Annotated in this window: 25 protein-coding genes and 5 tRNA genes; 5 read left to right on the plus strand and 25 right to left on the minus strand. The window is 36.5% G+C overall.

The annotated features are described in order from the left end of the window. Positions 1-5 precede the first annotated feature (5 nt). The 25 genes from rpoB to Q0874_RS16765 all read right to left on the minus strand — a co-directional run bounded on the left by rpoB (position 6) and on the right by Q0874_RS16765 (position 18,504). On the minus strand, positions 6-3,815 hold the full coding sequence (gene rpoB, locus Q0874_RS16645) for a DNA-directed RNA polymerase subunit beta (protein WP_299164665.1): 3,810 nt from the start codon (positions 3,813-3,815) through the stop codon (positions 6-8). Positions 3,816-3,947: 132 nt separating this feature from the next. After that, positions 3,948-4,349, minus strand: a complete 402-nt coding sequence (gene rplL, locus Q0874_RS16650; RefSeq protein WP_367275463.1) for a 50S ribosomal protein L7/L12 — start codon at positions 4,347-4,349, stop codon at positions 3,948-3,950. A 33-nt stretch (positions 4,350-4,382) separates the two neighbouring features. Continuing rightward, positions 4,383-4,898 carry a 50S ribosomal protein L10 gene (gene rplJ / locus Q0874_RS16655; RefSeq protein WP_299164667.1) on the minus strand — a complete coding sequence of 172 codons (516 nt, stop codon included), beginning with the start codon at positions 4,896-4,898 and terminating at the stop codon, positions 4,383-4,385. 19 nt (positions 4,899-4,917) lie between these two features. Then, on the minus strand, positions 4,918-5,607 hold the full coding sequence (gene rplA / locus Q0874_RS16660; protein WP_299164668.1) for a 50S ribosomal protein L1: 690 nt from the start codon (positions 5,605-5,607) through the stop codon (positions 4,918-4,920). Positions 5,608-5,629: 22 nt separating this feature from the next. Continuing rightward, complete coding sequence (gene rplK, locus Q0874_RS16665; RefSeq protein WP_299164669.1) at positions 5,630-6,067, minus strand: 50S ribosomal protein L11; 438 nt, start codon at positions 6,065-6,067, stop codon at positions 5,630-5,632. A gap of 71 nt (positions 6,068-6,138) precedes the next feature. Beyond that, complete coding sequence (gene nusG / locus Q0874_RS16670) at positions 6,139-6,690, minus strand: transcription termination/antitermination protein NusG (RefSeq protein ID WP_299164671.1); 552 nt, start codon at positions 6,688-6,690, stop codon at positions 6,139-6,141. 11 nt (positions 6,691-6,701) lie between these two features. Then, positions 6,702-6,890, minus strand: coding sequence for a preprotein translocase subunit SecE (gene secE / locus Q0874_RS16675; RefSeq protein WP_299164672.1), 189 nt, complete (start codon positions 6,888-6,890; stop codon positions 6,702-6,704). Between the two features lie 114 nt (positions 6,891-7,004). Then, positions 7,005-7,077 (minus strand) — tRNA-Trp (locus Q0874_RS16680). 65 nt (positions 7,078-7,142) lie between these two features. Further along, positions 7,143-8,330, minus strand: a complete 1,188-nt coding sequence (gene tuf / locus Q0874_RS16685; RefSeq protein WP_299164673.1) for an elongation factor Tu — start codon at positions 8,328-8,330, stop codon at positions 7,143-7,145. A 60-nt stretch (positions 8,331-8,390) separates the two neighbouring features. Next, positions 8,391-8,462, minus strand: a tRNA-Thr gene (locus Q0874_RS16690). Positions 8,463-8,547: 85 nt separating this feature from the next. Then, positions 8,548-8,620: transfer RNA gene (locus Q0874_RS16695), tRNA-Gly, on the minus strand. A 137-nt stretch (positions 8,621-8,757) separates the two neighbouring features. Then, positions 8,758-8,839: transfer RNA gene (locus Q0874_RS16700), tRNA-Tyr, on the minus strand. Between the two features lie 25 nt (positions 8,840-8,864). Beyond that, positions 8,865-8,938: transfer RNA gene (locus tag Q0874_RS16705), tRNA-Thr, on the minus strand. An 85-nt stretch (positions 8,939-9,023) separates the two neighbouring features. Beyond that, entirely contained in the window at positions 9,024-9,341 is a 318-nt protein-coding gene (gene raiA, locus Q0874_RS16710; protein ID WP_299164674.1) for a ribosome-associated translation inhibitor RaiA, read from the minus strand. A gap of 42 nt (positions 9,342-9,383) precedes the next feature. Further along, positions 9,384-10,274: a tyrosine-type recombinase/integrase gene (locus Q0874_RS16715; protein ID WP_299164675.1), complete on the minus strand. Its 891-nt coding sequence runs from the start codon at positions 10,272-10,274 to the stop codon at positions 9,384-9,386. 88 nt (positions 10,275-10,362) lie between these two features. Continuing rightward, positions 10,363-10,557 carry a 30S ribosomal protein S21 gene (gene rpsU / locus Q0874_RS16720; protein ID WP_019671394.1) on the minus strand — a complete coding sequence of 65 codons (195 nt, stop codon included), beginning with the start codon at positions 10,555-10,557 and terminating at the stop codon, positions 10,363-10,365. Between the two features lie 71 nt (positions 10,558-10,628). After that, entirely contained in the window at positions 10,629-11,768 is a 1,140-nt protein-coding gene (locus tag Q0874_RS16725; protein WP_299164769.1) for an acyl-CoA dehydrogenase family protein, read from the minus strand. Between the two features lie 36 nt (positions 11,769-11,804). Further along, positions 11,805-12,674 carry a helix-hairpin-helix domain-containing protein gene (locus Q0874_RS16730; RefSeq protein WP_299164676.1) on the minus strand — a complete coding sequence of 290 codons (870 nt, stop codon included), beginning with the start codon at positions 12,672-12,674 and terminating at the stop codon, positions 11,805-11,807. Positions 12,675-12,682: 8 nt separating this feature from the next. Further along, on the minus strand, positions 12,683-14,293 hold the full coding sequence (locus Q0874_RS16735) for a sodium:alanine symporter family protein (protein ID WP_299164677.1): 1,611 nt from the start codon (positions 14,291-14,293) through the stop codon (positions 12,683-12,685). A gap of 89 nt (positions 14,294-14,382) precedes the next feature. Next, on the minus strand, positions 14,383-15,390 hold the full coding sequence (locus Q0874_RS16740) for a TrkA family potassium uptake protein (RefSeq protein WP_299164678.1): 1,008 nt from the start codon (positions 15,388-15,390) through the stop codon (positions 14,383-14,385). 2 nt (positions 15,391-15,392) lie between these two features. Continuing rightward, positions 15,393-15,620, minus strand: a complete 228-nt coding sequence (locus Q0874_RS16745) for a PspC domain-containing protein (protein ID WP_299164679.1) — start codon at positions 15,618-15,620, stop codon at positions 15,393-15,395. Positions 15,621-15,632: 12 nt separating this feature from the next. Continuing rightward, positions 15,633-16,913 (minus strand): DUF2851 family protein, encoded by a 1,281-nt coding sequence (locus tag Q0874_RS16750; protein ID WP_299164680.1) that lies wholly within the window; start codon positions 16,911-16,913, stop codon positions 15,633-15,635. Positions 16,914-16,972: 59 nt separating this feature from the next. After that, positions 16,973-17,281: a rhodanese-like domain-containing protein gene (locus Q0874_RS16755; RefSeq protein ID WP_299164681.1), complete on the minus strand. Its 309-nt coding sequence runs from the start codon at positions 17,279-17,281 to the stop codon at positions 16,973-16,975. A gap of 58 nt (positions 17,282-17,339) precedes the next feature. Then, on the minus strand, positions 17,340-17,954 hold the full coding sequence (locus Q0874_RS16760; protein ID WP_299164682.1) for a thioredoxin family protein: 615 nt from the start codon (positions 17,952-17,954) through the stop codon (positions 17,340-17,342). 10 nt (positions 17,955-17,964) lie between these two features. Next, positions 17,965-18,504 carry a TlpA disulfide reductase family protein gene (locus Q0874_RS16765; protein WP_299164683.1) on the minus strand — a complete coding sequence of 180 codons (540 nt, stop codon included), beginning with the start codon at positions 18,502-18,504 and terminating at the stop codon, positions 17,965-17,967. Between the two features lie 134 nt (positions 18,505-18,638). On the opposite strand from Q0874_RS16765, the gene Q0874_RS16770 reads away from it, so the two are divergent. From Q0874_RS16770 to Q0874_RS16790, 5 genes are all read left to right on the plus strand, one after another. Further along, complete coding sequence (locus Q0874_RS16770) at positions 18,639-19,085, plus strand: MarR family winged helix-turn-helix transcriptional regulator (protein ID WP_299164684.1); 447 nt, start codon at positions 18,639-18,641, stop codon at positions 19,083-19,085. 7 nt (positions 19,086-19,092) lie between these two features. Next, positions 19,093-19,725 carry an NAD(P)H-dependent oxidoreductase gene (locus tag Q0874_RS16775; protein ID WP_299164685.1) on the plus strand — a complete coding sequence of 211 codons (633 nt, stop codon included), beginning with the start codon at positions 19,093-19,095 and terminating at the stop codon, positions 19,723-19,725. A 46-nt stretch (positions 19,726-19,771) separates the two neighbouring features. Continuing rightward, entirely contained in the window at positions 19,772-20,350 is a 579-nt protein-coding gene (locus Q0874_RS16780; protein ID WP_299164687.1) for a YceI family protein, read from the plus strand. 234 nt (positions 20,351-20,584) lie between these two features. Beyond that, positions 20,585-22,126 (plus strand): aryl-sulfate sulfotransferase, encoded by a 1,542-nt coding sequence (locus Q0874_RS16785; protein ID WP_299164688.1) that lies wholly within the window; start codon positions 20,585-20,587, stop codon positions 22,124-22,126. Positions 22,127-22,394: 268 nt separating this feature from the next. Further along, a complete protein-coding gene (locus Q0874_RS16790) occupies positions 22,395-23,792 on the plus strand; it encodes an anthranilate synthase component I family protein (RefSeq protein ID WP_299164689.1) in 1,398 nt (465 codons plus the stop codon). Positions 23,793-23,806 lie beyond the last annotated feature (14 nt).

Raw genomic sequence — 23,806 nt, forward strand, 5'->3', positions numbered from 1 at the left:
AACTATTATTCTTCAAGTCTAATATCCAAACCTAATCCCTTAAGTTCATGCATTAATACATTGAAAGATTCTGGCAAGCCAGGTTCAGGCATGGTTTCGCCTTTTACAATTGATTCATAGGTTTTGGCACGTCCAATGACGTCATCAGATTTTACAGTCAAAATCTCACGAAGGGTAGCAGATGCGCCATATGCTTCTAAGGCCCAAACTTCCATTTCTCCAAAACGCTGTCCACCAAATTGTGCTTTACCTCCTAAAGGTTGCTGTGTAATCAATGAATATGGTCCAATGGAACGTGCATGCATTTTATCATCCACCATATGTCCTAATTTTAACATATAGATTACCCCAACAGTCGCGGCCTGATCGAATCGTTGCCCAGTTCCTCCATCATAGAGATAGGTATGACCAAATCTTGGAATCCCGGCTTCATCCGTAAATTCATTAATCTCATCAAGTGTAGCACCATCAAAAATTGGAGTCGCGAATTTCCTTCCGAGTTTTTGACCCGCCCATCCAAGGACCGTTTCATAAATCTGGCCAATATTCATACGAGATGGCACACCTAAAGGGTTTAATACAATGTCTACCGGTGTTCCGTCTTCCAAGAACGGCATATCTTCATGTCTGACGATACGGGCAACAATACCTTTGTTACCATGGCGTCCGGCCATTTTATCACCTACTTTAAGTTTACGTTTTTTAGCAATATAAACTTTTGCAAGCTTCATTATGCCTGCAGGCAATTCATCTCCAACAGATATAGTGAACTTATCTCTTCTAAGATTCCCCTGAAGATCGTTCAACTTAATCTTATAGTTGTGAAGCAGGTCGGCCACCAAAATATTTGTGTCTTTATCCGTGGTCCAACTACCTCCTATAAGGTGGGCAAAATCATCCACTGAATTAAGCATCTTCATGGTATATTTTTTGCCTTTAGGTAAAACCTCTTCACCAAGATCATTTAATACTCCCTGAGAAGTCTTCCCGTTGATAAGTTTAAACAATTTATCTACCAAAACATCCTTAAGTTCCTGAAATTTTACTTCATATTCCAGTTCCAGACTAGAAATTGCTTCCTTGTCTTCTGAACGTTTGCGCTTATCCTTAATAGAACGAGAGAATAACTTTTTATCAATAACTACTCCACGTAATGATGGTGAAGCTTTTAATGAAGCATCCTTAACATCCCCTGCTTTATCTCCAAAAATAGCACGAAGCAGTTTTTCTTCCGGAGTAGGATCCGATTCACCTTTTGGCGTAATCTTACCAATAAGAATATCCCCAGGTTTTACTTCCGCACCAATTCGTATCATTCCATATTCATCCAAGTCTTTTGTTGCCTCTTCAGAAACATTAGGAATATCATTAGTTAATTCTTCTGCCCCCAATTTGGTATCTCTAACTTCAAGAGAATATTCATCTATATGTATTGAAGTAAAAATATCTTCGCGGACAACTTTTTCGGAGATTACAATAGCATCCTCAAAGTTATATCCTTTCCAAGGCATAAAGGCTACTTTTAGGTTTCTACCTAAAGCTAATTCCCCGCCTTCCGTAGCATATCCTTCGCAAAGTACCTGTCCTTTTTTAACCTTATCCCCCTTTTTGACGATTGGTTTAAGATTAATACTGGTACCCTGGTTGGTTTTTCTGAATTTAACCAATTGATAGGTTTTGGAATCCTCCTCAAAACTTACCAATTTTTCATTCTCGCTACGGTTGTAATTAATTGTGACCTTTTGAGAATCCACATATTCAATTACGCCATCACCCTCAGCATTGATTAATACTCTAGAGTCTGATGCAACTTGCCTTTCCAATCCTGTTCCAACAATAGGAGATTGTGGTTTTAATAAAGGAACAGCCTGACGCATCATGTTAGAGCCCATCAAAGCCCTGTTCGCATCATCGTGTTCGAGAAACGGAATCAAAGATGCTGAAATAGATGCAATCTGGTTAGGAGCAACATCGGTATAATTGACCTCTATAGGATCCACTACCGGAAAATCTCCTTCTTCCCTGGCGATAACTTTCTCCTGATCTATAGTTCCATTATCCTTCAATGGAATATTGGCCTGAGATATTTTCATACCTTCCTCCTCTTCCGCGCTCAGGTATACAAAATCTTTAGTATCTACTTTTCCATTATCAACCTTTCGATATGGGGTCTCCAAGAATCCCATAGGGTTTACTTTAGCAAAAACCGCCAGAGATGAAATAAGTCCAATATTTGGTCCTTCAGGAGTTTCAATCGGACATAATCTACCGTAATGTGTATAGTGAACGTCACGAACTTCAAATCCTGCACGTTCTCTTGAAAGGCCACCTGGCCCTAGGGCTGATAACCTTCTCTTATGCGTTATTTCTGCAAGAGGATTCGTCTGATCCATGAACTGCGATAATTGGTTAGTACCAAAAAATGAATTAATCACAGAGGACAGAGTTTTGGCATTTATCAGATCAATCGGAGTAAACACCTCATTATCTCTCACATTCATTCGTTCACGAATGGTCCTTGCCATACGTGCCAAACCAACACCAAATTGCGATGATAATTGTTCCCCAACGGTTCTAACACGCCTGTTGGAAAGGTGGTCTATATCATCAATTTCTGCTTTGGAATTGATAAGTTCAATTAAATACTTGATTATAGTTATGATATCTTCCTTGGTAAGTACCTGTTTGTCCATACCAATATCCAAACCAAGCTTTTTATTCATTCTATATCGACCAACTTCACCCAGATTATATCGTTGATCAGAGAAAAACAATTTATCAATTATTCCACGTGCTGTTTCCTCATCAGGCGGTTCTGCATTTCGCAGCTGACGATAAATATGTTCAACAGCTTCTTTTTCAGAATTTGTGGGATCTTTTTGCAAAGTGTTATGAATAATTGCATAATCACTTTGGGCATTATTCTCTTTATGAAGCAGAATGGTTTTAACATCTGCATCAATAATTTCATCTATATGTTCCTTTTCGAGAACAGTATCACGATCCAGGACGATTTCGTTTCTTTCTATAGAAACAACTTCACCTGTGTCTTCATCAACAAAATCTTCATGCCAGGTATTAAGAACCCTGGCAGCAAGTTTGCGTCCCAAGAACTTTTTCAATCCGGTTTTTGAAACCTTTACTTCTTCAGACAGGTCAAAGATCTCCAGAATATCTTTATCTCTTTCAAAACCTATTGCTCTAAATAAAGTTGTAACCGGTAATTTTTTCTTTCTATCAATGTAAGCATACATTACGCTATTGATATCAGTAGCAAATTCTATCCAGGATCCTTTAAAAGGAATTACTCGGGCAGAATACAGTTTGGTGCCATTTGCGTGAAAAGACTGACCAAAGAATACACCCGGAGAACGGTGTAACTGAGAAACAACTACACGTTCCGCACCGTTAATAACGAATGTCCCACTAGGTGTCATATAGGGTATAGTACCCAAATAAACATCCTGAACAATAGTTTCAAAATCTTCATGCTCCGGATCGGTACAATAAAGTTTTAAACGCGCTTTTAGAGGTACGCTATAAGTCAGACCTCTTTCTATACATTCCTGGATGGAATATCTAGGCGGATCTATAAAGTAATCAAGAAACTCTAGTACAAATTGATTTCTTGTGTCAGTTATTGGAAAGTTTTCCATGAAGGTGTTGTACAAACCCTCATTGCCCCTTTCGTCAGATTTTGTTTCAAGTTGAAAAAAATCTTGAAATGATTTAATCTGAATGTCCAAGAAATCCGGATAGTCCGGAATGTTCTTAGCGGATGCGAAGTTTACTCTTTCAGTCTGTTTTGTGAACATCTATGGACAAAATTTTGAACGTGAATACCTAAAATGGGTCGTATATTACATCATATACTATATACAAAAGGGTTTAGGTCTAGCCACCAAACAGGTGAAAAGACCTAAACCAAAACCGTATGGTTGTTGCTATTATTTAAGCTCAACTTCTGCTCCAGCTTCTTCCAATGATTTTTTGATTCCTTCAGCTTCGTCTTTAGACACACCTTCTTTTACAGCTTTAGGTGCGCTATCAACGATATCCTTGGCATCTTTTAATCCAAGGCCAGTTAATTCTTTAACCAATTTAACTACAGCCAATTTAGAACCTCCAGCTGCTGTTAAAACAACATCAAATTCTGATTTTTCCTCAACGGCTTCAGCCTCACCTCCACCGGCACCCCCTGCAGCAACTGCAACAGCTGCAGCAGCCGGCTCTATGCCATACTCTTCTTTTAATATATCAGCTAACTCGTTTACTTCTTTTACAGTTAAGTTAACCAATTGTTCTGCGAAATCTTTTAAATCTGCCATTTTTCTATCGTTTAATAAAATTCTTAAATTATTTTAGTTTTTAGTGCGTATTCGTTATTTTTCTGATAATGTTTTGAGGATTCCTGCCAGTTTTCCACCCCCGGATTTTAATCCAGAAATAACATTTTTGGCTGGTGACTGCAATAGACCAATAATTTCGCCTATCATCTCCTCTTTGGATTTAATATTTACCAAAGTATCCAAATTCTCATCACCCACATAAATTGCCTCTTCTACAAAAGCGCCTTTTAATAAAGGTTTTTCTGATTTTTTTCGGAAACTTTTAATAAGCTTAGCGGGGCCATTACTGGTTTCTGAAAACATTAAAGAAGTATTTCCCTTTAATATTTCAGGTAATTCACCGAATTCCTTTTCAGAGGCTTCCATCGCCTTTGCCAGTAGTGTGTTTTTTACTACTGCCAATTTTATGTTTGCTTTAAAGCAAGCTCTTCTTAATGCTGAGGTTGCTACTGCATCCAATCCGGAAATATCTGCCAAATAAATCGTTGAATTATCAGCTAACTGAGCCGTCAAATCTTCTATAACGGTTGCTTTTTCTTCTCTTGTCATGATTTTAAAACGTTTACAGTTAAACTGCTTTAGGATCTAATTGGATACTAGGACTCATGGTACTTGACATATATATACTTTTCATATATATACCTTTTGCCGCAGCCGGTTTTAACTTATTTAAAGTATCCAGTAATTCCTGGGCATTACCAGCTATTTTATCTGGAGAAAAGGATGCCTTTCCTATAGCCGCATGTACAATACCGGACTTGTCTACTTTAAAATCTATTTTCCCTGCTTTTACATCAGATACTGCCTTAGCCACATCCATTGTTACTGTACCTGTCTTTGGATTGGGCATTAATCCTCTTGGACCTAAAACTCGTCCTAAGGGTCCCAATTTACCCATAACACTTGGCATTGTGATTATTACATCTACATCTGTCCAACCTCCTTTTATTTTATCTAGATACTCATCCAAACCAACAAAGTCTGCACCAGCTTCCTTAGCTTCGGCTTCCTTATCCGGGGTTACCAAAGCAAGGACTTTTACATCTTTACCGGTACCATGAGGCAATGTCACAACACCACGTACCATTTGATTGGCTTTACGTGGATCTACTCCTAACCTAATTGCAAGGTCGATACTCGCATCAAACTTTGCATTGGTTATCTCTTTTACAAGCGCAGAAGCTTCTTCAACCGAATAGAGTTTATCTTTCTCTATTTTAGCGTGTGCTTCTTTTTGCTTTCTAGTTAATTTTGCCATGTTAAAAATTGCTTTTAAGATTTTAAAAAGGTCTTTTCCCTGAAACTTTCAATCCCATAGATCTTGCAGTACCTGCTACCATAGACATTGCGGATTCTACAGTAAAAGCATTAAGGTCTATCATTTTGTCCTCTGCAATGCTTTTCACCTGATCCCATGAAACATTCCCTGATTTTACTCGGTTAGGTTCGCCAGATCCTTTTTTAATCTTAGCCGCTTCCAAAAGTTGTACTGCCGCCGGTGGTGTTTTAACAACAAAGTCAAATGACTTGTCCTTATATACGGTGATAACAACAGGCAGAATTTTGCCCTGTTTGTCCTGTGTACGAGCATTAAACTGCTTACAGAACTCCATGATGTTAACGCCGGCAGCACCTAAAGCGGGTCCAACCGGTGGCGACGGATTCGCAACACCTCCCCTAACTTGTAGTTTAACTACTTTACTTACTTCTTTTGCCATTGTTTTAAATTAAATTTAAAGCGTGTCATAATTTGGAAGCAACACAACTTTTATATATATGTAACAATATTCTATACTTTTTCTACTTGCATGTAACTCAATTCCAATGGTGTTTTTCTGCCGAAAATTTTCACCATTACTTCCAATTTCCTTTTCTCCTCATTAATTCTTTCAACCGTCCCATTAAATCCATTAAAAGGTCCATCTATAACCTTAACGGTCTCTCCAAGAATAAACGGTATAGCAACGCTGTCTGTATTTATTGCTAATTCGTCTACTTTACCTAACATTCGGTTTACTTCAGCCTTTCTCAACGGAACCGGATCACCACCTTTTGTCTCACCCAAAAAGCCAATTACATTTGTTATGGAGCGGATTATATGAATCATTTCTCCACCCAAATTAGCTTTGATCATTATATACCCTGGAAAATAAACCCTCTCTTTGTTTATTTTTTTTCCATTTCTTATCTGCACAACTTTCTCCGTAGGAACCAATACTTCTTCCAGATAATCAGCAAATCCATGACGTTCCACTTCGCTTTCTATATAGCCCTTGATCTTATTCTCCTGACCACTGACCGCTCTTACTACATACCATTTCTTTTCTAATACTTCAGACATAGGTCTCAAACTTAATTTATTAAGGTGTTAAAGTAAAGTTGTATCAGTTTGCTGAATACGGTATCTACACCCCAGGTTGCCAAAGCAAACAATATAGAAAACACAGCAACTATAACCATAAGGTTAGAAGATTCGGCCTTTGATGGCAACGTAACGTTATGTCTTAATTCTTCTATGGACTCCTTTATATAAGTTAACATACCGATCGATTATTTTATTCCTTATTAAGAATGCAGCTTTAAATTTCTATTAATCAGTCACAAAACAACACCATTACTTTATGTCTTTCTCTGCACACTCCTATTTCTGTTCTGCACGGGAGGAGAGGCTCGAACTCCCGACACCTGGTTTTGGAGACCAGTGCTCTACCAACTGAGCTACACCCGTTTATAATTACACTGAAAGGTATCCTGCCTAAGCGGGACACCCTTAGTGTAAAAATTATATAGCGACTAATCTAAAATCTTAGTTACCTGACCGGCACCTACGGTTCTACCTCCTTCACGGATAGCAAATCGAAGCCCTTCGCTTAATGCGATAGGCTGGATAAGGTCTACAGTAATAGTCAGGTTATCACCAGGCATTACCATTTCAACACCACTAGGAAGATTTATTGTTCCTGTAACATCCGTTGTTCTAACATAAAACTGTGGACGGTAGTTATTGTGAAATGGTGTGTGACGACCACCTTCTTCTTTTTTAAGGATATAAACCTCTGCTTCAAATTTAGCATGCGGTTTTACAGAACCTGGCTTACAAATAACCATTCCCCTGCTAATTTGTGATTTTTCAATACCTCTTAATAAAATACCTACGTTATCACCAGCTTCTCCTCTATCCAAAATTTTACGGAACATCTCAACCCCAGTAATAGTAGAGGTTAATTTTTCAGCTCCCATACCAATTATATCAACAGGATCACCAGTATTGGCTATTCCAGTTTCTATACGACCGGTTGCAACAGTACCACGACCAGTAATTGTAAACACATCTTCAACAGGCATTAAGAAATCTTTTTCAACATCTCTTTTTGGCAACTCAATCCATTCATCAACAGCAGTCATTAATTCCATAACCGTATCTACCCATTTTTGCTCTCCATTTAAGGCGCCTAAGGCTGATCCGGAAATAACTGGTCCATTATCACCATCATACTCGTAAAAAGACAGAAGCTCTCTGACTTCCATTTCAACAAGTTCTAATAATTCATCATCATCAACCATGTCTACTTTATTCAAGAAAACAACGATTCTTGGAATACCTACCTGACGTCCTAAAAGGATATGCTCTCTGGTTTGAGGCATTGGACCATCTGTAGCAGCAACCACTAGGATTGCCCCGTCCATTTGTGCAGCACCGGTTACCATGTTCTTTACATAATCCGCGTGACCTGGACAATCTACGTGTGCGTAATGACGATTCGCTGTTGAGTATTCAACGTGCGATGTATTAATTGTAATACCTCGTTCCTTTTCTTCCGGAGCGTTATCGATAGAATCGAAACTTCTCAATTCAGATAATCCTGCGTTTGCCAAAACAGATGTAATAGCAGCAGTTAATGTAGTTTTACCGTGATCTACGTGTCCAATAGTACCAATATTTAAGTGCGGTTTGGAACGATCAAAAGTTTCCTTTGCCATTTTGAATGAATTTAATCTTAGTTTATATTAGTGTATAATAATTAATGCCTAATTTATTTGAGCCAACGACGGGAATTGAACCCGTGACCTCTTCCTTACCAAGGAAACGCTCTACCCCTGAGCTACGTCGGCTTATGGGTCTCCAGGTTGTATATTTTGATAATCAGGTCTAATGTCAACCTTAATCAAAATAGCAAACGTTAACTCAATTTCTTTGAGCGGGAGACCGGGTTCGAACCGGCGACATTCAGCTTGGAAGGCTGACGCTCTACCAACTGAGCTACTCCCGCAATTTTATTTTACAATATTTCAACAATTCCACTGAAATTTTTCCAGTACCGAACTGAGTATAAAACCCGATTCTAAATTTATCTGGTTTTAGATAAACATTAGCCTTATTCACAACACCACTCTCAAAAACCAGTTGTGGGGAGAGCAGGATTCGAACCTGCGAAGGTAAAACCAACAGATTTACAGTCTGTCCTCGTTGGCCGCTTGAGTATCTCCCCCTCCTTGCTATTTTATGTTCTTACGAGCCGATGGAGGGACTCGAACCCACGACCTGCTGATTACAAATCAGCTGCTCTAGCCAGCTGAGCTACATCGGCTTTTTAAGCCTTTTAAAGCATAAAAAAGTCCGCTATTTCTAACGGACTGCAAATGTAGATAATTATTTTTTTAATCAAAACTATTTTATAAAAATTTTAAAGAGGGTTGAAACCTTGGTTTTTTCTTCTTTTTAACCAATTTTCTCTCTAATGAACTACATGCAGAATCAATTGCCTCCTCAAAAGATTTACATTGTTTTTTTACCACAAACATATCTTTTGGAATATGCAGCTTAATCTCAACAATTTTATTTTCTTTTTCACTTGTATTTTCAACCTTTAAATACACATCAGAACTGACAATCTTATCATAAAAAAGTTCCAGTTTGTCTAAACGCGATTGAATAAAATTTAGAAGTTTTAAATCTGCATTAAAATTCACAGCTTGTGTATTTACCTTCATAAGTTGAATATTTTAGGTTAAACAATAGAAAAGAACGTTATACTATTTCTTGCTCCTTGGATGAGCAGCGGCATGTACTTTTTTTAATTCGGCAATACTATTGTGCGTGTAAACTTGAGTAGATGCCAAACTAGAATGACCTAATAATTCCTTCACCGAATTTAAATCTGCTCCTTTGTTAAGCAGGTGTGTGGCGAAGGTATGCCTAAGTATATGCGGACTCTTTTTAACTTTGGAAGAGACCTTACTAAAATACCCATTAATAATTCTATAAACAAGTGTTTCATAAATTTTAATCCCGGATTTGGAAAGAAAAATATAGTCATTTTCCCTTATGGAATCTAATTTCATTCTTTCATCCAAATATATCTCAAACAAATTTATGGTTGAGTCCAAGAGCGGAACAATACGTTCCTTATTCCTTTTACCCAATACTTTCATTGTTTTTTGAGACAACTCAATATCCTTTAATTTAAGATTGATGAGTTCTGCCCGCCTTATTCCTGTGGTGTATAGTAATTCTATGATCAACCTATCCCTGCTGCCTTCAAATCCCTGTTCAAAATGGACCTGTTGTAAAAGCATTTCCATTTCTGCTTCAGAAAAAGGGACTTCAATTTTCGTAGGAGTCTTTAGAGCTTTATGTTTAGCCAGTGGATTAACCTGAATATTTTCGGTCTTCAATAAAAACTTGTAATAAGCCTTAAGTGAGGCTATTTTCCGGTTGACAGATCTGTTGGACATTCCCTCAGTTACCATTTGAACTACCCATCCTCTTATCAAATTGTACTCTGCCTTATCTATTTGCTTCAAATCGTATTCCCTGCAGCAAAAATCCGCAAATCCCCGAATATCCTTTTCGTATGCCTTCACGGTATTAGGTGAATAGTTCTTTTCATAGGTAAGATAGGATATAAAAGCAGCTAAAGACATATCACAAAGTTACCTTTAGTTATTTGCATAAAAAAATCCCGTCTCGATTGTTATCGCAACGGGAGTTTAAAAAGTTAAAAGCTATTTATTATATTTCTTCCTGGTCCCTGAGACCTTGAATATACTGCGCTTTCTGAATTTGTTGTCTTCTTTCTACTGAAGGCTTGGTAAACTGCTGGCGTTTTCTCAACTGACGCATTGTACCTGTACGATCGAACTTCCGTTTAAAACGTTTTAAAGCTCTGTCTATATTTTCTCCTTCTTTTACTGGTATTATCAACATAGGCTACAACCTCCTTTCTTTAATGATTTTCCGAGTGCAAATATAGAATGAATAAATTAAATGTTAGCTAATTATTTTAAAATATTCTTTGCTATAACTATTTTTTGGATTTCCGTGGTACCTTCTCCAATGGTGCAAAGCTTTGCGTCCCTGTAAAATTTTTCTACCGGAAAATCTTTGGTGTAACCATAACCCCCATGAATCTGGACCGCTTCGTTCGCAATCTTTACGCAGACTTCGGATGCATACATTTTTGCCATTGCACTTATTTTGGTCATTTTACGACCCTCATTTTTCAGAAAAGCTGCCTTGTGTAGTAATAATTCAGAAGCCTCTATTTCTGTAGCCATATCTGCCAGTTTAAATGAAATTCCCTGAAACGAACTAATAGGCTTGCCAAATTGAACACGTTCCTTGGAATACTTTAACGAAGCTTCATAGGCACCTTTTGCTATTCCAAGAGATAGAGCTCCTATCGATATGCGTCCACCATCTAAAACCTTCATAGACTGAATAAAGCCATCGCCTATTTCGCCGAGTCTCTGGCAATCTGGAATCCTGCAATTATTAAAAATTAATTCTGCCGTTTCACTGGCACGCATTCCTAATTTATTCTCTTTCTTACCACTGCTAAAACCTGATGTCCCTTTTTCAATAACAAAAGCAGTCATCCCATGACTATCTCCTTTCTCCCCTGTTCTTACTATTACAACGGCAATATCTCCACTTATACCATGGGTGATAAAATTTTTTGCTCCGTTCAGAACCCAATCATCTCCATCTTTAATTGCGGTTGTACTCATTCCACCGGCATCGGAACCGGTATTATGCTCTGTTAATCCCCAGGCACCAATCCACTCTCCACTAGCAAGTTTGGGAATCCATCTTTGTTTTTGCTCATGATTCGCAAAAGATAATATATGATTAGTACATAATGAATTATGAGCGGCTATAGACAGGCCAATTGATGGATCTACTTTTGATATCTCTTCAATGATGGCAATATACTCATGATAACCTAAACCGGCTCCACCCAATTCATGAGGTACCAATACACCCATAAAGCCATATTCTCCTGCTTTTTTAAGAAGATCTGCCGGGAAAAACTGAGATTCATCCCACTCCATAATGTGAGGCCTTATGTATTGTTCTGCAAATTTCTTGGCAGACTCGGCAACATGGTGTTGGGTCTCAGAATAATCAAAACTAATAATAGACATAGTGTCTGTAGCCATTATTGCAATTTTTTAGAGCGACAAATATAATTTAATTCTATCAATCTTGTTTACCGGGAAATCTTCAATTTGTGTTAATTCATTAAATGATCGGATAATTCCAACGCTATCCCTGTAAGTAACTATTTGAAAAGCAAGGTCTTGATTAATATAAATCAATTGTTCCATCTCTCTTCTTGTTGCCGTATTAATGTTGATTCTTTCAATGTCGGGTTGCTCTTTAACCTGGAATTCTTCCAATATTCTTAAAACAACTTCTTCCTCCAGACCATATACATCATATAATTGTTCGTTTACCATAAAGCCCCCCAGTCTGTCTCTGAACTTAACAATCCTGGCCGATAATTTAACGCCAATTCCGTAAATGGCCTTTAGCTCTTCAGTAGTAGCCAGGTTTAAGTCTTTAAGTTCAACCCCAGCTACTACCAGTTTTTTCTGCCTTTTTTTAATTTTGCTTTTTGGTCGATCTGCCCATTCAGGAAATTTGAATAATGGAGCTATTATTTGTAGTAAGGAATCAGAAATGAGCGTAACCTGTTGAAATTCTTTTGCGGAATAGACCCATTTGTTTTCAGATCTGAATAAAAGCAATCTGTCTATTTCCTCATTAGACATCCCCAGGGTATAACCTTTGTAATCTGAAATAAAGTTTGGGTTAAAAGAATAAACCTTTGGTGAATCTTCTATTTTAGCCTTCTCTCGTATTGAATCGAGTTGTCGTTGAATTTTCACATCCAATACAAAGCTTTCCTCGGTATTATAAATATTTTCATTTCTTAAAAGCATGTAGGTCAATTGCAAGCTAAAAATGATTAACAGCAAAAAGAAAATCCCACTTCGTTCCTGTTTATTGAACTGAAAGTGGGACTTAAAACTTTTCAAGAGTATTCTTATTTACTTACACCTTTTATATCTACTATGTACTTATTCAGCTCTTCTTTTACCCTGGGAAATAAAAACAGTAACCCTACCATATTGGGAAATACCAATGCCAGAATCATGGCGTCAGAAAACTTAATTACCGCATCTAAAGTAGCTGCGGCTCCAATAACTACAAATAATAAAAACAAAATTTTGTAGACGACGTCTGCTTTTCTACCTCGACCAAAAAGGTATTTCCAGGATTGAAGCCCATAATAGGACCAAGAAATCATTGTAGAAAATGCAAAAAGAATAATTGCAATCGTAAGGATATATCTAAATCCAGGAATAACAGAGTCATAAGCCATAGAGGTTAAATCGACTCCTCCTATATAATTACCCGTTTCAGTTATTAAAACAGTACTATTAACAGCATTACCATATTCAAAGGCCCCTGCATCCATATTGAAGAAAATAATAACCAGGGCTGTCATTGTACATATTACCACCGTGTCTATAAATGGTTCCAAGAGAGCTACAACGCCCTCACTTGCCGGGTACTTTGTTTTAACCGCAGAATGCGCAATTGCAGCAGATCCGGCACCGGCTTCATTCGAAAAGGCAGCCCTTTGGAAGCCCACTATAATAACCCCTATAACACCGCCTAAACCAGCCATGGGTGTAAAAGCTCCATTAAATATCATCCCTAGTGCTTCGCCCAAATATTTAATATTTGCAAAAATTATAACCAATGAAGCCAAAACGTATATACCAGCCATAAACGGAACTATTTTTTCCGTCACACTGGCAATCTTTTTTATTCCTCCAATGATTACAATCCCTACAAGAATTGCAAGGATTACGCCAATAATAACTCCGGTAGCTCCGCCCTGCAAATTTAACATTGTAGACAGTTGTACAGCCGCCTGATTAGATTGAAACGCGTTACCGCCACCAAAAGAAGCTCCCACACATAAAATAGCAAATAGAGCAGCTAAAACTTTGCCCAAACCAGTGAACCCCTTTTCCTTTAATCCTCTGGACAAATAATACATAGGGCCACCGTATACTGTGCCATCTTCACCTACATCCCTGTACTTTACCCCAAGGGTACATTCTACAAATTTTGTAGACATCCCAATTAAACCACAAATTATCATCCAAAAAGTTGCTCCTGGTCCTCCAAGAGCAATAGCTACAGCTACTCCCGCTATATTACCAAGACCTACTGTTCCGGAAACGGCAGTAGCCAATGCCTGAAAATGACTTACCTCTCCCTCTTTGCTTTCATCGGCAATCGTATCGACCAAATCTCCATCAACAATATTTAGTTCGGCCTTTTCTACGCTATGATGGTCTAATTCATCATACTTACCACGTACCGTATTTATTGCCAATCCAAATTTTGTGATATTTGGAAACTTAAAATAAACTGTAAAAAAAGTGGCTCCAAATATTAATAAAATTAGAACTAAGGGCATATTATAGCCCGCAATGGGAATTGAGGTAAGAATAAAACCTTCCCACCAAACAGCAACTGGCATAAATGCATCATTTACCTTTTCATCAAGTCCTTTTTCCTGAGCAAATGTTAAAATTGGTAGTAATAGGGTTAAAATTGAAAGAAGTCTGTACTTCATAAGAGTTGTTTTTGGTTTTATTTGGTCTGTTATAGTGGCAATATCCTAAAAAATAGTAATACTAAAAAATATAATTATTTGATCGGGTTTTAGTTTATATGAAACATTTCATTTAGCTTTTTAATTTGCTCTGGCCTTCCTAATACGATTACTTTACTATTAGGCTCTAAGGGTAAATCGGCTTCAGGATTAATTATATAATTTCCATCGGGTTCTATATAACCAATAATGGTACATCCTGTTTTTCTTCGGAGATCAAGGTCCCTTAAGGAATTACATTCCATTTGATCAGCAAAATCTTCAATGGCAACTTCTTCCAGGTTGGTAGTGTTTTCCCCTTCGGTAGATAATTTGTCCATAAATGTTATCAAATCTGGTATTACGACCAAGGATGCCATATGATCACCTCCAATTTTATCGGGCATGATAACACTATCTGCTCCCGCCAATTTCAATTTTTTTTGAGAAGTAACCTGAGAAGCCCTGCTAATAATATATAATTTTTGATTTAGTTGACGTGCTGACAACACAACAAACAAATTAGCGGCATCATCCGGCAGCGTAGCAATAAGATATTGTGCAGCATTAATGCCTGCTGTTATTAAGATTTCATCCTCATTGGCATCACCCTCAACAAACAAAACATCCTCCTCGTACTTTTGTATAATATCTTTATCCTTTTCAATAACAACAAAAGGTTTTTTATATGCCTTAAGTCGTTCCACTGCTTGCATTCCATTACGTCCATAACCACAGACAATAACATGATTGGATAAACGGTTGATCATTTTTTTTACCTTTTTTGTTTTTAGTAACTGTAACTGATTTTTGCTGAATAAATACTCCGTAATCACAGAAATGGCATAAGCAAATATAAAGACACTGGATATTATTAAAAAAACCGTAAATATTTTACCTTCTGTTCCCAAAGGACCAACTTCATTAAATCCAACGGTTGTAACCGTTATTATGGTCATATAGAAGGCATTCAACCAGGATAATTTGGCTATAAAATGATAGCCCAAGCTCCCAACCAGCAATACCGATAGCATCAATGCTATTGCGATGTAAATTTTAGAGCGAAAAAGTCTTATCATATCTAAAGATCAAAAACCGAATTCCTTTTGGTATAGATCAAATCCTTTATTCCCAGCCAAAATGCTAAAAACAGGTATAATGCAAAACCAAACCCCAAAGTTACAAACGTTAGGTAGATAAATGTGGTTCTTACAACACGTGCCCTAATACCAAGACTCTCCGCGATTCTTCTGCATACTTCAAAGCCGCGTTTTTGAAAATAATATAAAAGGTGATAGAAAATATTCATTTTTTAAAAATACTATTTTCCTTTTAATAAACTATCGCCTACAACACATTCCAGACATCTATTTTTTGTACAATATGTATTGTAAAGTTGTAGTATGGCCTGACTGTCCATAGCATTGCTGCAATTAACCCCAAGATTATTAAATTTTCTAATAATTTTATTATCCTCACTTTTTAGTGTGTTTATAATGGAAATTATTCTTGAACTTACATCTATCCCTTGCCATTTGGAAAAACAGAAAATCATCGGGAGTATAGTATTTATAAGCAATAAATTAATAAAAGTCCTGGTAAGTCTATTTTCCCTTTTAGTTGATAACTTTCCAAAGACATAGTGGTTTTTCCAGTAATTGCTTGTGGATATAGCGAATATTTCATAAGCCTGGGAGATCTCTTTTATAGTCATAATAGCGCCAAATAATTGCGGGCGTTTGACATATAAATTTGCAAGTTGTGATAAACGGATAGTCGGAAAGTTGGCCGGGCGTAATCTAAAAAAAGACGGACTCTGAACACCCTTCCCTCTAATACCGAATTTATCCCTCAAGTAAAAATATTCCAACCTCATTTGGTTTAAAACCTTATCCCTGGAAGATACATTATCCAGCAGCCCTGATAATCCAAAAAGAACACTTTCCAACTGAAAAACATTATGCATTAACTTCCGGACAATCCCAAATTCCAGCGCTCTTCCAAGACTTAAAAAAGCCTCGCTGTTTAACTTTAGTCCAAAGTTTTTCAATAATAGAATGAAAAGTACTTTTTCCCAATCGTTTTTCGCTTCTATCAGCAAGCTGTTAATTTCATTAGATTTCTCTTCCAGCCTCTCAAAATATAGCCGCTCCAACCAGGACGAAAATTTAAAGTTATCAATAGTATTTAAGTCATTTTCGCAATTGATAAAATTAGCTTTGGATGACTCAAATAGTTTATAATAATTTGTGAGTATAGAGCCTGGTATAAAATTTTTAAGCTCCAGAGCAGGTATTTCTTCTCTGTTTTTCCGATAGACCACTTTATCTTCTTCCCAAACCACATGTAAAATTACATTGTCATAATTAGGATCCAAATTGTGCTGATGTGCATACCAGTCAGAAGATTTTACATGGATTTCTACATTTCCCACCCAAAGTTGTCCATCAATTTCCAATTGAGCATGAAAAAAATCAGGTCCTGAATCATAATTATGAATTCCCAGGGATATTATCTGCAGTACTTTCCGCCTGGAGGTGTATAGATTTGCAAACGGAATTTTTCCATTTTTCCAAATGTAGTGTATGAGATCTTCACGCATTCACCTAAAATAAAAGATCCCACTGAAAGTGGGATGCAGCATTAAAGGTTTACGATCACTTAGATTAAATCACCTTTCCACTCAAGTATGCCTCCCATGAGGTTGTATGCATTTGGAATACCAATGCTATTCATAATAGCACAGGCCTGCCGGCTTCGCTGGCCAGATCTGCAGTATACATAATAATTCTTAGATTTATCCAATTTCTCCAGCTCCGCCAAAAATTCTTGCCCTAAATAAATATTTAGAGTGGTCGACTCAGGAATCTGTCCCTGATCTGCTTCTTCCGGGGTCCTCACATCTAGAATAAAAGCGTTATCATCCTTCTCCAGTCTATTAACCCATTCCTCTTGTAATAAATCTGCCATTTAATTTTTATTTCCTGACAAAGGTACAAACTCCTGTACTTTTCACAAACAATTATTACTATCGCGACTTTATGGAACAACCAATAGCCCGGGTAATGGTAATTGGTATTTCCTCCCCTTTTAACATGGCATCTACAGCATTTTCAACATATTTCGTTTTAACTGCAGACGCATTGGAATAGTTGTCGTCAATTGTTCCAATATAACGCACGACATTTCCCTGTTTACTTTTTTCGAGTAAATACACATGTGGAGTTTTAGTTGCTCCATATTGAGGAAATATTTTCTGTCCTTTATCAATCAAATATGGAAAAGTGAAGCCTTTTTCCATTGCTCTTTTTTTCATGTATTCCACCCCATCTGCAGGTTGTAAATCAGGGTCATTAGGGTTTATTGCAATTACCGGTACTCCTTTTATCTTGTATTTTTTATCGAGCTCAATAATTCTATCTTCGTAGGCGACTGCATATGGGCAGGTGTTACAGGTAAAAATCACTAAAAAACCTCTGGCATCTTTATAGTCTGCTAAAGAGACCCTTTTACCGTTTATATCCGGAAGGCTGAAGTCTGTTGCATAATCTCCAATATCATAACCTTTATCAATTTCTTTAAAAGTAAAAGGGTTGTTTAAAAAAAATATGATTAAAACAAAATTTGCCAATAGATATTTCATGTTTACGTATTTATTTGAATTCTTGAATTTCTTTATTTAGCATTTCATAGGTAAAGGACTGTTCATAGAACTTTCTTTTTTTACGATTGTAGATCAAGGTTGCGGGAATTGCCCCGGACCAGTTCTTATCGATTTTTGGGATCCAGCTATTTTGATCTGGGTCATTTAAAACTACCACCTTCGATTTTATATTCTTAGTTTTTATAAAAGGAAGGAGCTTAGATTTCCACATGGAAGGCATATCCAGACTTACCAATATTACTTCCAGATTGTTGTTCTTCCCTTCCTGGTTTATTTTTTCAAAAAAAGGCAATTCCTTTATACACGGTGCGCACCAGGTTGCCCAAAAGTTGACAATATATGTTTTGTCATCCTTCCTATTCAAGAGAGGTTCCAGTTCATCATAATTGTATATAGGGATACCCAAACTATCCACAGGGATAAATTCATTTTTGACTAATTCTGAATTCTCAAATTTTGTGTTCTTACTTTCTTTAACTCCGCATCCTGAGAATAGCAGGATACTTAAACTTAGGATCAGACGAATCATAATGATTGTTTCTTATGCCCATAAAATTATATAACACCATTTAGACCTATTAAAATTTAACAAAACTTTATCTGCACATATGTTGGTGATAATTATTTAATATTTACATTTGTATATACAAATATTGTAAGTACATGAATGTCGAAGCTGTCATAAAGACTGATAAGAAAATTCCCTTAAGAAGTAGAACTATTATTCATTTAATATTAATACACAATAAGGTCGCTGAAAGTTTCTCACAAGCCCTTAAACCTTTTGGAATTTCGACGCAACAATTTAATGTCCTGCGTATACTTAGAGGTCAGCAGAATAAACCCGCCAATTTATCGACTATAAACGAGAGAATGGTAAGCAAAATGAGTAATACCACCCGGTTGGTGGATAAATTAATGAAGAAGGGTTTTGTAGACAGAGTTTTATGCATGTCTAACCGGCGCAAAGTTGAGATTACTATAACTAAAGAAGGATTAAAAGCACTATCTGATATGGATGATGTGCTGGAAAAAACAGAAAAAGAAATTTTAATCAATTTCTCCGATTTAGAACTTGAACAATTAAATCTTTTATTCAATAAATTTTAATACACACATGAACAAGTACCTTGATAGCCTCAATTGGCGATATGCAACCAAAAAATTTGATAGCCAAAAACAAATACCTGAAGAAGAGTTGAATACTTTATTAGAAGCTATTCGTTTAAGTCCCTCTTCATATGGGCTCCAACCCTATCATATCTTTATAATCCAGGATATGGATTTAAGGGAAAAATTAAAAGCAGCCTCATGGGGTCAATCGCAAATCACAGATGCATCCCATTTAATAGTCTTTGCCAACAACACCAGTTTTGACACTGATCTTATTGACAACTATTTAGCTAACGTTAGTGAAACAAGAGACATTGAACTAAACAATTTACAACCTTATGGAGATTTTATGAAATCTAAATTAATAGATCTCCCTGATAACATAAAAGAAAGCTGGTCGGCAAGGCAAACTTATTTGGCCTTAGGCAACTTACTTTCAGCGGCGGCAGATTTAAAAATTGATACCTGCCCGATGGAAGGTTTTGAACCAGAAACCTACAATGAACTTTTAGGTCTAAAGGATAAAGGATTAAACACCTCCGTTGTAGCCGCCATAGGCTATAGGTCTGAAGAAGATGATACCCAACATTATAAAAAAGTCAGACAATCAAAAGAATTATTATTCACTCATATATAACACGTTAATTTAAAACAATCATTAAAACAAAGTAAATTTAGAAAACATGAAAAAGAATGTATTAAGTCTGGCATTAGCCATAGTTTTTGGAGCAACAGCCGTTGCTAACGCTCCTATAAATGGAGAAAAGAAAGAAGTTAAAGTTGATGAAAGCAAGGTTACCTGGAAAGCTTATAAAGTTACTGGCTCTCATACAGGTACTGTAAACCTTAAATCAGGAGCCCTTATGTTTGATGAAGGAAAACTGACGGGAGGAGAATTTGAAGTAGACATGACTTCTTTGATATCAACTGATCTTGAAGGGGAATATAAAGGTAAATTAGAAGGTCACCTTAAGTCTGATGATTTCTTTGGAGTTGAAAACCATCCAAATTCTACCCTGGTTTTTACAAAAGTTAAAGCTTCCGGTAAAAATTCTTACGAAGTACAGGGAGACCTTACTATTAAAGGGATAACCAAACCTGTAACTTTTGATGTTTCTGTTTATGGCAGCAAAGCAACAGCTACTTTAAAAGTAGACAGAGCTCAGTACGATGTTAAGTATGGCTCAGGAAGTTTCTTTGATGACTTAGGTGATAAAACCATCTATGATGAATTTGATCTGGTGGTAGATCTGGAATTCTAAGAAATATTAATCCTTTAAAAAATCCTGAATATGATCATATTCAGGATTTTTTATTTGATGACATCAAAGGTTAAATACGGCATAACTGATAGTCTTTTAATCTAATTTCGGGAGATTCCCGGATACCATTTGATTCAGGAATGTAGTGTAATCTACAATTGAGCCAGTTAAAGACCAAAAAAATAATTTCAGTAGAATTAGTCCTAAAACTTTATTTTTGAATAAAAATATAAAATGGGATTAAAAGCATTATCTCGCTTAGCTGGTTTATTAGTTTTTGTACTACTTCTTTTCAATAGTTGCGGTTCCGGTTTTAATTATTCCATAAAATCGACCTTAAATCCTTATAATATATCACCGTTAACCGCTCAGTTAAAAATTGAGACGGAAACACCCTGCAACGTTACCATTAAGGTTCTGGGTAAGATTCCGGTGGAACAAACATTTAATCTTAACGCCACCAACTTGGAGGTCCCGGTAGTAGGTTTATACCCTAATACTTTAAATAATGTCATTGTTACTTTAGACTACGATGGTGGACAAGTAATAGACAGTATTAAGATAAAAACAGGGAATACCCCAAGCCATTTTCCCCAGATAACCATAAACAAGCTAAATCGAAATGAAATGGAGCCAGGCATGCATGCTTGTGATATTCATTTTGCCAACAATGGAAAATTCAATTCCGGGCCTATAATTTTTGACGACCAAGGCCAAGTGCGGTGGTATTTAGATTTAAGTTTTGCCGGTAAAATGGTTAGTCCGTTTCAACGACTTAAGGACGGAACGATTTTAATGGTTAGCAGGCATGTTATTTATGAATTTGATATGTTGGGTAAACCATTAAAAGAAACCAATATAGGTACAAATTACGGTATGCACCATGACGTACAAGAATTACCGGATGGCAACTTACTGATATGTGTTGGTAAAAGAAATAATTTTATAAAATTAGATAATAAGTTTGTTGCCTCAGACAGTGATCATATCATAGAATTTGACAGAAAAAAATCAAAAATTGTCAGAGAATGGGATTTAACCAAACATTTGGATGTTAGTAGAAATGATTTGAATTTTTTTAGACCTCGTGATTGGCTCCACATGAATGGCCTTGCTTATAATCCGAGTGATAATTCAATAATTGTATCTGGAAAAAACCAGGGATTGATAAAAATTTCTTGGGATGATCGTCTAAAATGGATTATGGCACCAAAAAGGAACTGGGGTAAATCTGGGAAAGAAGGAAAAGGTTTCGAAACAAAACCTTATTTATTAACCGCTGTTGATTCTGAAGGAAAACCTTATGACAGAGCTGTTCAGGATGGAAACGAAAGTTCAGAGGAATTTGACTTTCCCTGGGGAATGCATTCCCCATCTATAATGCCCGATGGTAATCTTTTGGTATTTGATAACGGTGCCTTTAGATATTTTGAAAATAACGTCCATTATTCCCGCGCAGTGATTTATAAAATAAATGAAGAAGATAAAACTACAGAGCAGATTTGGCAATATGGCAAAGAAAGAGGGCCGGAATTTTTCTCTACCATTGTTAGTGATGCAGATTATCTGGCCAATTCAAATAATATTCTGGTTACTTCCGGCTATCTAAAACAAGGAACTAAACTATCTGCTAAACTGGTTGAAGTAGACTATGAAACGCGTAAAGAGGTTTTTGAAGCAACACTAGATTTTAAAAGTGAACATGGTAACAAAAGTGGTTCTTGGGGCCAAACTGATATTTTATATAGATCTGAACGATTAGAATTGAAGTATTAGGTGTCAGTACTGTTATTATAAGCACTTAATGCAATATTGGAATTTGGATCTATATTTCCTTTAAATTGATTTGTAATTATGAAATTCCTTTCTATATTTGACTCAATGAAATTTAGAATAGTAAATACTTGGTGGTGGAATAACTTACGTATAACGTCGTGAGCTAAGCACCATTGTAGTATAACTATACGAAAAGGCTTGTCTATCACGACAAGCCTTTTTGATTTTTCAGAATTAGTTAATATCAAAATCTAAATTTTTGCAGATTATGGCATATGAACTTAAAACATACTATAAAAAGATACTCGCAGATACCATAACACCGGTTAGCGTATATCTGAAAATTCGTGACAAGTTTCCCAATAGTATTCTTTTGGAGAGTAGTGATTACAGAGCAAATGATAATACCTTTTCTTATATCTGTTGTAATCCTATAGCTTCTATCACGGTAAAGGATGAGCAAATTACTCAGCTATTTCCGGACAAATCCACTAGTGAGATTACAATAAACAGCGAAACTGATGTTGTGGAAATTATACATGACTTCAGCCAAAAGTTTAAAACCGAATCTAATAGTTTTAAATTTATAAATAATGGATTGTTTGGCTATATGTCTTATGATGCAGTTAGGTACTTTGAAGATATCTCTATCACAAAAAAAGAAGGTGCCCTGGATATTCCTGATATTTATTATGCTGTTTACCAAAATATAATAGCCATAAATCATTTTAAGAATGAGGCATACTTATTTGCACATTGCTATGACTCTGTTAACAATATTTCTGAAATTGAACAAGTTCTAAATATCAGAAATTTCGCATCTTATAATTTCAGAAGGGAAGGTAAAGCCTCATCAAACCTAAAGGATGAAGAATATATACAACAAGTATCTCTGGCTAAAAAGCATTGTAAAAGAGGTGACGTTTTTCAATTAGTTCTTTCGCGAAGGTTTTCACAAGGCTTTAAAGGAGATGAATTCAATGTTTATCGGGCCCTTCGTTCTATTAATCCTTCTCCATATCTGTTTTATTTTGACTATGGAGATTTTAAAATTTTTGGTAGTTCACCGGAAGCACAATTAATTGTTAAAAACGGAAAGGCTGAAATACATCCAATTGCGGGAACTTTTAAAAGAACCGGTAATGATGAAGAAGATGCCTTATTAGCTAAAAAACTAACCGAAGATGCAAAGGAAAATAGTGAGCATGTTATGCTTGTAGACCTTGCGCGTAACGACCTAAGCCGGCATGGGAATTTGGTAAATGTTGAAAACTATAGGGAAGTTCAATTCTTTTCTCATGTTATTCATCTTGTTTCCAAAGTTACAGGGCAGAAAAAAAAAGAAACACCAACTATGAAAGTTGTAGCAGACACTTTTCCGGCAGGTACCCTGAGCGGGGCACCCAAACATATGGCTATGCAGCTCATTGAAAAGTATGAGACCACCAACAGAGATTACTACGGCGGGGCCATCGGATTTATGGATTTTGACGGAGATTTTAATCATGCCATTATGATCCGGACCTTCTTAAGTAAGAATCACCAACTTCATTACCAGGCAGGAGCAGGTTTAGTAGCGGTCTCTGAACCGGAAAAAGAGCTACAGGAAACTTACAATAAATTGGGAGCTCTTAATAAAGCTCTGGAAATTGCAGAAACTATCTAAACAAGCACAATAAA

Origin of the sequence: uncultured Eudoraea sp., assembly GCF_947490415.1 — a bacterium.
GTDB lineage: Bacteria > Bacteroidota > Bacteroidia > Flavobacteriales > Flavobacteriaceae > Eudoraea.

What these genes read in the sequence shown, in the direction of transcription:
- rpoB (WP_299164665.1), bottom strand. Translation starts at nt 3,815, where the DNA reads ATGTTCACAAAACAGACTGAAAGAGTAAACTTCGCATCCGCTAAGAAC.
- rplJ (WP_299164667.1), bottom strand. Translation starts at nt 4,898, where the DNA reads ATGACAAGAGAAGAAAAAGCAACCGTTATAGAAGATTTGACGGCTCAG.
- rplA (WP_299164668.1), bottom strand. Translation starts at nt 5,607, where the DNA reads ATGGCAAAATTAACTAGAAAGCAAAAAGAAGCACACGCTAAAATAGAG.
- rplK (WP_299164669.1), bottom strand. Translation starts at nt 6,067, where the DNA reads ATGGCAAAAGAAGTAAGTAAAGTAGTTAAACTACAAGTTAGGGGAGGT.
- nusG (WP_299164671.1), bottom strand. Translation starts at nt 6,690, where the DNA reads ATGTCTGAAGTATTAGAAAAGAAATGGTATGTAGTAAGAGCGGTCAGT.
- secE (WP_299164672.1), bottom strand. Translation starts at nt 6,890, where the DNA reads ATGTTAACTTATATAAAGGAGTCCATAGAAGAATTAAGACATAACGTT.
- tuf (WP_299164673.1), bottom strand. Translation starts at nt 8,330, where the DNA reads ATGGCAAAGGAAACTTTTGATCGTTCCAAACCGCACTTAAATATTGGT.
- raiA (WP_299164674.1), bottom strand. Translation starts at nt 9,341, where the DNA reads ATGAAGGTAAATACACAAGCTGTGAATTTTAATGCAGATTTAAAACTT.
- Q0874_RS16715 (WP_299164675.1), bottom strand. Translation starts at nt 10,274, where the DNA reads ATGTCTTTAGCTGCTTTTATATCCTATCTTACCTATGAAAAGAACTAT.
- rpsU (WP_019671394.1), bottom strand. Translation starts at nt 10,557, where the DNA reads ATGTTGATAATACCAGTAAAAGAAGGAGAAAATATAGACAGAGCTTTA.
- Q0874_RS16735 (WP_299164677.1), bottom strand. Translation starts at nt 14,293, where the DNA reads ATGAAGTACAGACTTCTTTCAATTTTAACCCTATTACTACCAATTTTA.
- Q0874_RS16740 (WP_299164678.1), bottom strand. Translation starts at nt 15,390, where the DNA reads ATGATAAGACTTTTTCGCTCTAAAATTTACATCGCAATAGCATTGATG.
- Q0874_RS16745 (WP_299164679.1), bottom strand. Translation starts at nt 15,620, where the DNA reads ATGAATATTTTCTATCACCTTTTATATTATTTTCAAAAACGCGGCTTT.
- Q0874_RS16750 (WP_299164680.1), bottom strand. Translation starts at nt 16,913, where the DNA reads ATGCGTGAAGATCTCATACACTACATTTGGAAAAATGGAAAAATTCCG.
- Q0874_RS16755 (WP_299164681.1), bottom strand. Translation starts at nt 17,281, where the DNA reads ATGGCAGATTTATTACAAGAGGAATGGGTTAATAGACTGGAGAAGGAT.
- Q0874_RS16760 (WP_299164682.1), bottom strand. Translation starts at nt 17,954, where the DNA reads ATGAAATATCTATTGGCAAATTTTGTTTTAATCATATTTTTTTTAAAC.
- Q0874_RS16765 (WP_299164683.1), bottom strand. Translation starts at nt 18,504, where the DNA reads ATGATTCGTCTGATCCTAAGTTTAAGTATCCTGCTATTCTCAGGATGC.
- Q0874_RS16770 (WP_299164684.1), top strand. Translation starts at nt 18,639, where the DNA reads ATGAATGTCGAAGCTGTCATAAAGACTGATAAGAAAATTCCCTTAAGA.
- Q0874_RS16775 (WP_299164685.1), top strand. Translation starts at nt 19,093, where the DNA reads ATGAACAAGTACCTTGATAGCCTCAATTGGCGATATGCAACCAAAAAA.
- Q0874_RS16780 (WP_299164687.1), top strand. Translation starts at nt 19,772, where the DNA reads ATGAAAAAGAATGTATTAAGTCTGGCATTAGCCATAGTTTTTGGAGCA.
- Q0874_RS16785 (WP_299164688.1), top strand. Translation starts at nt 20,585, where the DNA reads ATGGGATTAAAAGCATTATCTCGCTTAGCTGGTTTATTAGTTTTTGTA.
- Q0874_RS16790 (WP_299164689.1), top strand. Translation starts at nt 22,395, where the DNA reads ATGGCATATGAACTTAAAACATACTATAAAAAGATACTCGCAGATACC.